Genomic DNA, 11117 nt, shown 5'->3' with positions numbered 1-11117 from the left:
CGGATCTTTCACAAGCTGCTAATTCAGCGATTGTATGGGATAAGGAAATGAAAGAGTATTATGAAAGGAAAAGGAAGGAAGGGAAAGCTTATGGAGTAGTGCTAAATGCAGTCAAGTTTAAACTAGTAGGAAGAATGTTTGCTGTGGTCAAAAGGGGAACACCCTTTGTGGAGTTAATGACTTACAAAAAGTAAACGGACTGAAATAGCCCGTTTAATTTCTTTAACTGTTTTTTATAGGCCTATTATTTGCATAGGTCTTAGAATTCCGTGGTGAATAAAAGCTAGTGGCCATTGAAGAAGATGTAAAGCCCGATCATAGTCACAATAAGTAATCCCCATAGGATAAGAACAATTCGTGCAGGTTTGTCCTCTATCTTTTCCATATTCAAGGTTCCCAGTTGCAGAGACTTATCCCACAGGCTGACTACTATCATGCCTATTCCGATGATAACGAATAAGTAGAAGGAAAGCAGCATAAAATGAGGCCATACATCATATTGTTCTGCCGGAAACACCCATAAATACAAGATTCCTACTCCGATACTGAACACTGTTCCCAATGTTAGAGCCATATTAGCTGCCAGAGTAGTGGTGCGTTTCCAGAACACGCCAAAGAGAAATACGGCTGCCATCGGAGGAGCTATAAATCCCAGTACAGACTGGAAAACATTAAATAGATTCAGTCCCTTGATGCTGTCGATCGCTATGGTTATTATCACAGAGATCAGTGCACCGACTACCGTAACCACTTGTCCCACTCTGATAATCTCTCTCTGTTTGGCCTGCGGTCGGATTTTCTTCACATAGATATCCATCGTGAATACCGTACTTAATGCATTCAATGCAGAGCCGACAGTACTTACCAATGCTGCTGTCAATACAGCCAATACCAAGCCGACCATTCCTGTCGGGAACAGATGAGTCACCATTGTCATGTAAGCCTCATCGGGATTCTCCAATTGTGGGAATAAAGCGAGGCAGATAATGCCGGGAAGAATGTAAAGAGGTACATCTAATATTTTCAACCATCCGGTAAAGTTGGTTCCCATCTGTCCTTCTTTGAGATTCCTGGCAGCAAGAACCGGTTGCACCATCGACTGATCCGTACACCAAAACCAAACTCCCATAATAGGATAACCCAGGATAATAGGTAGCCAGGGAAAAGCCGGGTCATCATTTGGATGGAAAAGATTCCAGTAATCCGCCGGAACAGCATCCACCAGTGCGCCTACACCGCCCACTTTATAGATTCCCATGATAGCCAGTGTGGCTGATACTACAATCAACAGTATCATTTGATATACATTCGTGTAGGCCACAGCTTTCAGTCCGCCGAGCATCGTGAAGAAAGCGGAGATGACAAGTAACAGCAATGCCGATTGCCACATAGGAATATCGAAGACTTGACGGATCAGGACTCCACCGGCAAATAAAGTCAATGCAAGCCATGAAATAAGAATGGTAATAATGGTATACCAGGCAAGGATGTTACGGGTAGATTGTCCGAAACGTTTTCCCATAAATTCGGGCAATGTCGTGATGCGACTACCCAAATATCGGGGAGCAAAGACAAAAGCAAGCAGACATATAAAGACAAATGCATACCAGGCATAATTCCCCGAAACAATACCAGTAGTAAATCCGGCACTTGCGGAAGCTATCAACATGGAAGGTCCGACATTCGTCCCCCACATGGAGAAACCGATATGATACCATCTCAACGAATTCTCCGCAAGGAAAAGACTACTCCCCTTTTTTCGTTTAGAACTTGCCCATATACCAATAGCTATCAAAATAAGGAAGTAGGCAATCAGAATACTCCAATCTAATGTCTCTAAGAATTTCACATGCATAATTCAAGTATTAAATAAGTAACGTAAGTTTAAATCTAATTTTCTTTCAGGCAAGGATTACATGGATTTCACGGTTTTAATAGGCTATGTAATTAAGAGCCGTGTTTATCCGTGTAATCCGTGCCTTTTTATTCTATTTTTTATTTCCAATCAGTTCTTTGGCAACTGCTACAGCTGTATTCGCATTATCACTATATCCGTCCGCACCGATTTCGTCAGCAAACCCCTGACTGACGGGTGCTCCGCCAATCATCACTTTCACTTGATTACGAATACCGGCCTCTTCTAATGCCTGGATAACCTCTTTCATATACGTCATGGTAGTAGTCAGCAATGCGCTCATGCACAAGATGTCAGCATGGTTTTCCTTCACAGCTTCCACAAACTTGTCACAAGTCACATCAATACCAATATTAATGACTTCAAAGCCGCAACCCTCCAGCATGGAAGCCACCAGGTTTTTACCAATATCATGGAGATCTCCTTTCACTGTACCGATGACAATCTTACCGATTGTAGTGGAAGCACTTCCTGCCAATAAAGGTTTCAGTAGCTCCAAAGCCCCTTTCATGGCACGTCCTGCCATCAACAGTTGGGGAACAAAAGCTTTTCCATCCTGGAAACGTTGTCCCACTTCGCCCATTGCTTTAATCATATAATTATTGATAATCATTTGGGGAGCTACTCCTTCCGCAATGGCTTGCCGGGTGACTTCAACCGCAGATTCCAGTTTCCCGGCAACAATGGCTTCATACAGAGGTTTCAGTTTATCCTCTTCCTGGTGTTGTTCTTCCCGTATACAAATACGTTCCTGTCCGGTAGCTGCCAAGTCGGCATCCTGTTGATGTTCATTGGTATTTACAGAAGTAGAAGAACCGGTATATTCTTCAACAATCCGCATGGCCTGTTCCACTTCCTTTTCGTTATGAAAATCCATTTCCAAGTGTACACCGTCCGCACCGATATGATCCAATAGAGGTTTTAGTTCGTCTAATGTCACCCAGCAAGCCATTACGCTCTTTCCGCCTGCCAGAATCTTCTTATACAGATCGTACCATTTGGGAGATCCTCCTTGTGGTTCGCCCACTCCAGGAGTCCATTGAATCGCATTCAATTCTTCAATTTCAAGCAAGGCAGGCAGGTGATGCATAGCTCCCACTCCATCCAGATGATAAAGGGTATAATCAATCTTCTGACATTGTTCACGAATAAAAGGTTGCACAAACCGGCGATAATCATCCTGACTAATCATGGTCGAAATATCACTTTGCAGTTTACTCATCTTTCCGGGAGCCCAGGACGAGAAATAACAGAAAGCCATCTCGTCGCCTTCACGAATGATGTCGTATAGTTCATCAAATACTTTGAAGTAGATGTCGTTGATTTGCTGCATCTGTTGTTCCAAGATTTCGGGCTGCATCACTGTGTCCAGTAATACCCTATCCGTTCCTTTCAGTGCGGCCAGAACATCCAGTCCTTCCATCAGGTCGGGCATACCGACAAAGTAGTGTCCGTTGGCTTTCGCTTTGCAGGCTTTCAGGAGTTCTTTATGAAGAATCCAGTTCGGGTGTTCGGGGTTAAAGACTATTTCATCGGTGAAATCCGGGTTGGGATGAATCCAAATGGTGTCTTCCCCGCCTTCAAACACTCCGCCTAAAATGGCAGCTAGAGAACCGGGACCCAGTTGGGTATTCGCAACCGGAAGAATATCCGCTTTCAGGCTGCTGTGCGCTACGTACCAGTCCAGATATTCAGCTCTCCATTGAGGGTCGAACCATTTTTGCGACAAATCTTTTGCCGGTGCGGGAGGCATTATCTCTGCATGTGGTTGCACTCCTTCCTGGAAGTGTTCCCACATATTGAGAATGATTCCTTTATGGTTCCACCAATTTATATAACGTTGTTTTGTTTCTTCTAAATTACTCTTCCATGTTTTCATACTCTGCCATTTTTTATTTATTCTACTCAAGTTTCGGAAGTAATTTATTAGGTTGAAAGCCTCTTGGTATATAGCGTAAGGTATCACCCTGCGCTATATTATGTAAGCCTTTCAGGCTACTTACAAAACTTGAGTTATTTCTATTTATCTATTCCAAAATCCTTTATAATCATTATCTATGCGTAAAGCCATGCTCTTGCTTAAATCCATTTCATCCGTACAGTCCACGTCTTCCGGATAGATGGGTATCACGGCATTTGCACGCACATATACGGGCATTTCTTCCAATGGAACATACACGTCTTTCAACCAGTATGCTCCTTCCAAACGTTCTCCCGTAAAGAAGTTCACCCATTTTCCTTCGGGAAGATAGATATCCCGACGGTTTTCGCTGTTCATCACCGGAGCTACCAGGAAATCATTGCCGAAATAGTATTCATCATCCACATGCCAACAAAGTTTATCTTCCGGATGATGCAGAATGAGTGCCTGCAAGAGCGGATAGCCGCTTTCTATGGCTAGTTTACTTTGTTCTACGATGTATGGAATGAGCGAATAACGCAATTTCCACCACTTTTTCACCAACGGAGCTATGGCCGGATAGTGCCAGGGTTCACGCTTATTGGTTCCGTGATAACGGATATGCGATGTGAATACGCCAAATTGGGTCCAACGCATGTACACATCATCTGCTACTACCGAGTTCATAAAATTGGGCAATGTATGGAAGCCGGGAACATCATGACTCCAAAAAGCAAATCCCGACAGACCGAAATGCAGACCACCTTTCAGAGAACCTGCCATTCCATCCCAAGAGCTACAGGAATCGCCTCCCCAATGCAAAGGATAACGCTGGCATCCCGCCCATGCGGAACGTGCCCAGACAATACCGTCACCTGTCACTTCTTTCGTAATTTCGTAAGCAGCCTTTTGATAAAGCAGGGCATACAGGTTGTTCAACAATTCCGGCTTCATACCTTTATAGAAGGCGTCCATGTGAATGTTTTCACCGAAATCGGTTTTGATACAGGTTACTCCCATATCCAGGAGTTGTTTCAATAGTCCTTTGTACCATTCGGTTGCTTTCGGATAAGTAAAGTCGATTGTTCCGGCATAATCCAGGGCGGAGAAGTTGGAACCATCGGTCGCTTGTTGTTTGGTCAATGGGGCTATATAATCATTGGCTCTGGCTTCATCAATCTGCTCTGCATTTTCCGCAACGTATGGAAGTTGCCATAAAGAGACACGATAGCCGTTCTTTTTCAACCGCCCGATGAATCCTTTCGGATCGGGGAACCGTTCTTCATTGAATTTCCATTCGCAGAGCCAATCGGTACGGAACCAGCCCGTATCCAGATGAATTACATCACAGGGATAGTGTTCGGCACGCATGCGGTCGCATATTTCGTCTACTTCATCGGCACTGAAATAAGTCATACGGCTCATCCAAACGCCAAAACTCCAAAGAGGAGGCATAGACGGATAGCCGGTCAGGTCACGATAACCGCGAAGAATATCTTCCATCGTATCACCGCCTATTACAAATACATCCAGCAATGCCTGGTCGCTTAGAAACTGTACGGAACGAGTGGAATGTCCGGCCAGCGAGAGCTTGCTATGAGCACATGTATGGTAGAATGTTCCATACATGCGGCTGGATAGATAGAAGGGGATATTCTTATAAGTACGCCGGTTATTGACTCCTTGCCCGTCCTGGTTTTTCAGGAAGAAAGTCTGTCCGCTTAAGTCCATTTTAAAGAAACGTTCTCCGGTTCCGGCAAAACATTCATCGGGCTTACATTCAAAAGAAAGCGTTGCACGTTCTTTCCGACCGTCGCGTTTGCAAAAAGCAACAGGTAACGCATCGTAGCGGGGAGGCGAAAAATGGTCGTAGGCTGACAAGCGGATTTCACGCTTTCCGTCAGGGTATAAAGTGATATCAAGCGTTTCTTGAGGGTCGGGAAGCAATTCGCTCCATCGGTCTAATAGAGGCTCTTCCACATTGATAACGACACGCTTCGTTCCGTCTTCTGTCGAAAGAATCCATTTTCCTTTTTGTTCTTTTATAAACAGGGGCACTTTCTGAATCCGGTCACTGAATTGCAGCATTTCCGACTCATCTGTCAGTACATAATCGCCGAAGCCAAGAAACAGACGGGTGATGCCGATGTTATACTGACGGATGATTAACGTATATTCCTCCTGGGGAACATCGGTATCCGCCATCATATCGTTAGCCAGCTTTTGCTTCTGAAAGGGAACTGTTACGTAAATATCTCCTTCCTTTTCATAAACAGCCGTTGGCTTGTATGCTTTCCAAAGCGACTCATTCCTTGATAACTCGGTATCGAAATCAAGGAAATCAAATAAGTGATAGTTCGTTGGTTTCATCTATTTTATTGATTAAATATCGTTTATTGATTACTATAATTATCATATTAGTTTGAATGATTACCATACTAGTCTAGTTCTAATGATTATTACACTAGTTTATTGATTGCTATACTAGTACATTGATGACTATGTTAATCCATTGATTTGTTTCAATCTTGCTTTATTCTTCCAGCTTTGTATTTAATACTGTCCGCCACTTGAGGCCCGTTATTCTTCCACACGTTCTTTTTCCCGGGGCGGTTCGAATCAAAACGTTCAGTGGGACACCAGTTGTTTTCCATTGTATATCCGTCCGTAGCTTCATCCAGATAGATATAAAAAGCCCGGTCATTCGTAGCGTAGGGTGCCTCGATTAAATGTTCGATCCGGTTATTACGCATGACGGAACCCGGCTGGTTGGAAAGAGTATACAGACCGCCTGCATCGTATAGCCGACGGGCAAAGTGATGTACATAGTTTGCTTCTATCCGGTTGTTACACATTCCGCTCTCCAGCGATGTCCATCCCCAGCCTACACAAATCCCTGAATAGTTCAGATGGCAAACTTCATTATGAGAAATATCCATGTTTCTGACATATCCGGCGCCGATACCTACACATCCCCAGTCTTCATTAGTCACATTACTGATGAAATTGTTTCTGATAGTAATATGGGAACATAATTCCCGTACGTCAGCAGGAATAAAAGGAATGTGCGTCTCAAATCCTCCGTCCGGAAATGCACCGACTAGTAAAGCCGTTCCTCCAATATCCGTAAATTGACAATCTTCGACGCTCGATGCTGTGACTGCCCATTCATAATCCAGTCCGGTGGATGATAAATGACGAAACGTGCAATGCTTGAAATCAATATGTTCGGCACCTCTTACACGTATCGCTGTTTCGGGACGGATGATCCAGGCTTGGTTCTCCAGTTCCGCTTTTTCCGGAAGCCCCGGTTCTTGTAGTTTATAGGCATCCAATAAAGGAAATCCCCCTTGCAAGGTGACGTGCCCCTGAAAAGAAGGACGCATCCAGGAGGTATGCGCAAAAGTAATTCCGTTAAATTGTATATGCTTTACCGGACGAGACAATGTACCGTCTATGGTCACTAAAGTTTCCAAAGCAGGGATAATCACTTCAGCAGTTTCCATATTTTCGCCCGCCTGCGGATAATAGTAAATCGTGCCGGAAGGATATTCCTGAAACCATTCACCGGGTTGGTCCAGCAATTCCAGTGCATTGGTCAGGCAAAAGGAAGAATTTCCTTTCTCTCCTCCGATGACGGGTTGCGGCCAGGGATGCGCAAACTCCAGGTGACTTTCGGGTTCATGGAAGCGAACTACAGCTTGTCCGTCTTTCGCGTCTATACTTTTCACGCGCAAAATAGCAATCGCCCAGCGTTGATGGACAATCATTTCCAGTTGACCGGCATTTTGTAGTCTTTTCGGATTTACACTTTGAGAAACGGGGATCGTTATTGTTTGTTCTTCCGGATTGAAGTCAATCATTCGTTCCAATCCTCCGTCAGGAAATTGCGCAGCTCTTTGAACTTTATGACCGTTCACCCACATTTGCCGGGTTTCTACCCTTCTATTTCCTATTAGGGGAGCCTCTGCCGACCATATCTTCTGCTTTAGCTTTTCAGGAATTGCCGGATGATTACATCCACGCTTCCATCCCGTAACAGCAACTCCACCACTAATCACAGGATGAGCACCATCTACTGCACAAATCACTGTTGGAGAATCGGGTGTCCCACTATCTTCCGGACGAAGAAACAGAGAATTGCGCTGGGCATAAACACCCTCTTCCAAACGAATATAAATTCCTCCGGCTACTTCTGGCCGATTCAGTCTACGCCATTCACGAGCCTGCTTGATTGCCCGGTTTAATGTATTAAACGGGGCTTCCTTTGTCCCGGGATTCTTATCATTCCCCTGCAGGGATACATAAATTTCTCCCGCAAAAAGCGAGGGAAAGCACCCCAAGAAAATGATAAAAGAAAGATAAATAAAAGTCTTTTTCATGGTACTACCTCAATGTGCTACTTCAATAAAGACGAACACACATCGATTTAGTACTCTATGTAAAGGCAATAGATAGGTTATTCTTACGAATGTTTTACAACATCAAATAGGTTACCGAATAAGACCTATGATAAATTGATAGCAAAAATAACCGCAGACAACGAACTTCAGTAAAGTTCCGAATATAAATCCGAGTAAAGAGCCCACACCTGATTTGAGTGCCTGCGAGAACTCTTTATTTCCTAATAGTTCACCAATCACCGCTCCTAGAAACGGACCAAGAATAATACCCCAAGGCAAGAAAAGAAGACCGACAAGAGTTCCTACAATACATCCCCAATTCCCCCATTTACTACCGCCACTATATTTACTTCCCAGCATCGGAGTGAAATAATCCAATACCTGCAAAACAGCTACAATCAATAGCCATACAATTAATTGTGTCGTAGAATATTGTACCTTATCCGTGAAGTGCAGAATGACCAACCCCACATAAGCAATAGGCGGACCGGGAAGAAACGGCAGAATACAACCTGCTAACCCGGCTATCATACAAAGGGCACTAATTACGATCAAAATAATGTCCAACATAATCTGTTTTTTTAATTCTGCACAAAAATACAGTATCTTTCATTAAATACAAGCTAACCCCGAGAATTATTTCCGCCCCTTCACTACTGTTTCAAAAGAGTTTTGCCAAGGCTGCAATTCTTAGTGTGAATGAGTTTTTCCAATACTTTTTTGAGGATGCCTCGTACCCAACAAGAACTTTTACTATCTTTGTGTCGTTAACGCTAAAGAAGCAAGTTGTTAAATAAGAAATCAGCAGGAGGACAGAAGATGGATCCAATGGAATATATAGTACCCAACAGAAAGCGTTTGCCTTACGGTATGATGAACTTCGCAGTCATCCGCCGCGAAGACTATTATTATGTAGACAAAACCCGCTTCATTCCTATGATAGAGCAGGCAGACCGGTTCTTTTTCTTCATCCGTCCCCGCCGCTTCGGCAAAAGCCTCACGCTGAACGTACTGCAACACTACTACGATGTGCGTACCCGCGATAAGTTCAACGACTTATTCGGCGACCTCTACATCGGGAAGCATCCCACAGCAAACCGCAACAGCTATCTGGTGCTTTACCTCAACTTTTCAGGTATCACCGGCGAACTGAACGATTATCGAAAGGGACTGGATGCACATTGCAGCATTACTTTCATGAACTTCTGCAAGAGATATGCCGACCTTCTGCCACCGGAGACTCTGGAAGAACTACGCCAAGTGAATGGGGCCGTAGAGCAGTTGGACTACCTCTATCAAGCCTGCGAACGTGCCGGACAGAAAATGTATCTCTTCATCGACGAATACGACCACTTCACCAACGCCATCCTTTCTGATGCCAAAAGCTTGCACCGCTACACTGATGAAACGCATGGCGAAGGTTATCTGCGTGCTTTCTTCAATAAGGTGAAGGCAGGAACTTATTCCAGCATAGAGCGTTGTTTCATCACCGGTGTAAGCCCCGTAACGATGGATGACCTGACGAGTGGCTTCAACATCGGCACGAACTACTCACTTACCCCCCAATTTAACCAAATGATGGGGTTCACCGAAGAAGAAGTGCGCGAAATGCTGACTTATTATTCAACGAACAGTCCTTTCCGCCATACTGTTGACGAACTGATGGAAATAATGAAACCATGGTACGACAATTATTGCTTCGCACAGGATTGTTACGGTGAAACTACCATGTACAACTCCAACATGGTGCTCTACTTCGTGAAGAATTACATAGATAACGGCAAAGCACCACGAGAAATGATAGAAGATAATATACGTATCGACTATGAAAAGCTGCGTATGCTCATTCGAAAGGATAAGGAGTTTGCACACGATGCTTCCGTCATTCAAACTTTAGTGAGTCAAGGTTATATCACTGGCGAACTGAAGAAAGGTTTCCCTGCCGTCAACATCACCAATCCGGACAATTTTATAAGCCTGCTCTACTATTTCGGAATGTTGACCATTAGCGGAATGCATGAAGGAAAAACCAAGCTGACCATTCCCAACCTGGTGGTTCAGGAGCAACTATACACTTATTTACTGAATACCTACAACGACGCAGACTTGAGTTTCAGCAGCTATGAGAAGAGCGAACTTTCAAGCCAACTGGCTTATCGAGGCAATTGGCAAGCCTATTTCAGCTACATTGCCGACTGCCTGAAACGTTATGCATCCCAGCGTGACAAGCAAAAGGGCGAATTCTTCGTTCACGGCTTCACCTTGGCCATGACTGCGCAAAACCGCTTCTACCGTCCTATCTCCGAGCAAGATACACAAGCGGGTTACGTCGATATTTTCCTCTGTCCCATGTTGGACATATATTCTGACATGAAGCACAGCTACATCATTGAGTTGAAATATGCCAAATATCGCGATTCCGAAAGCCGTGTGGAAGAATTGCGTCAGGAAGCCATCGCCCAAGCCAACCGCTATGCCGACACGGACACGGTGAAACAAGCTATCGGCTCCACGCAACTACACAAGATTGTAGTGGTATATAAAGGTATGGAAATGCGGGTATGCGAAGAGTTATAATGGATATTCTCTTCACCCTTCACTTTTCCTTGTATTATCCTATCTATAAGCAGTTTATAGGTGAAGGGTGTTCCCTTCACCCATTCTTTCACGGTAAGCGTCTCCGCGATTCTATATAGTTTGCTAAAATAAAAAGGCTAATGCTCCCTTTTTATCCATTAGCCTTTTCCCATCTGTCAGGAAGCAGTTCCCTGTATTTTTCAAGTGGTGTGTTTGGTTGCCATTCAGCTGTTCTGTTTATCACATCCGTGAGATACTCAAATAGATTCACTTTATGCATCCTACAGGTGAGTGCTATCGTGTAGAGTATGGCGCCTCGTTC

General features: G+C 44.2%; 7 protein-coding genes and 1 pseudogene. 2 read left to right on the top strand and 6 right to left on the bottom strand.

Features of this window, described 5'->3' with window-relative positions; all coding sequences use genetic code 11:
• Positions 1–194 (top strand): annotated as a pseudogene (locus HMPREF0106_RS28010) (IS110 family transposase); the annotation flags it as partial.
• Positions 195–283: 89 nt separating this feature from the next.
• On the opposite strand, the gene HMPREF0106_RS02050 reads toward HMPREF0106_RS28010, so the two are convergent.
• From HMPREF0106_RS02050 to HMPREF0106_RS02070, 5 genes are all read right to left on the bottom strand, one after another.
• The gene (locus HMPREF0106_RS02050) at positions 284–1855 is read right to left on the bottom strand and encodes a sodium:solute symporter (protein WP_009041100.1); all 1572 of its coding nucleotides are present in this window, start codon (positions 1853–1855) and stop codon (positions 284–286) included.
• A 133-nt stretch (positions 1856–1988) separates the two neighbouring features.
• Positions 1989–3794: a corrinoid protein gene (locus tag HMPREF0106_RS02055; protein ID WP_009041099.1), complete on the bottom strand. Its 1806-nt coding sequence runs from the start codon at positions 3792–3794 to the stop codon at positions 1989–1991.
• A gap of 144 nt (positions 3795–3938) precedes the next feature.
• Positions 3939–6185 carry an alpha-xylosidase gene (locus tag HMPREF0106_RS02060; RefSeq protein WP_009041098.1) on the bottom strand — a complete coding sequence of 749 codons (2247 nt, stop codon included), beginning with the start codon at positions 6183–6185 and terminating at the stop codon, positions 3939–3941.
• A 152-nt stretch (positions 6186–6337) separates the two neighbouring features.
• Positions 6338–8197, bottom strand: a complete 1860-nt coding sequence (locus tag HMPREF0106_RS02065; protein WP_009041097.1) for a right-handed parallel beta-helix repeat-containing protein — start codon at positions 8195–8197, stop codon at positions 6338–6340.
• Positions 8198–8308: 111 nt separating this feature from the next.
• The gene (locus HMPREF0106_RS02070) at positions 8309–8788 is read right to left on the bottom strand and encodes a DUF456 domain-containing protein (protein ID WP_009041096.1); all 480 of its coding nucleotides are present in this window, start codon (positions 8786–8788) and stop codon (positions 8309–8311) included.
• Between the two features lie 249 nt (positions 8789–9037).
• Here HMPREF0106_RS02070 and HMPREF0106_RS02075 point away from each other — a divergent pair, with 249 nt between their 5' ends.
• Entirely contained in the window at positions 9038–10795 is a 1758-nt protein-coding gene (locus HMPREF0106_RS02075; protein ID WP_032851642.1) for an AAA family ATPase, read from the top strand.
• A 151-nt stretch (positions 10796–10946) separates the two neighbouring features.
• On the opposite strand, the gene HMPREF0106_RS27260 is transcribed toward HMPREF0106_RS02075, so the two are convergent.
• Positions 10947–11117: transposase domain-containing protein (locus HMPREF0106_RS27260; protein WP_009041094.1), on the bottom strand; the 171-nt coding region annotated here is incomplete at its 5' end.

Source organism: Bacteroides sp. D22, from assembly GCF_000163675.1.
GTDB classification, from domain to species: domain Bacteria; phylum Bacteroidota; class Bacteroidia; order Bacteroidales; family Bacteroidaceae; genus Bacteroides; species Bacteroides xylanisolvens.
This window is presented reverse-complemented; position numbering and strand designations above follow the sequence as displayed.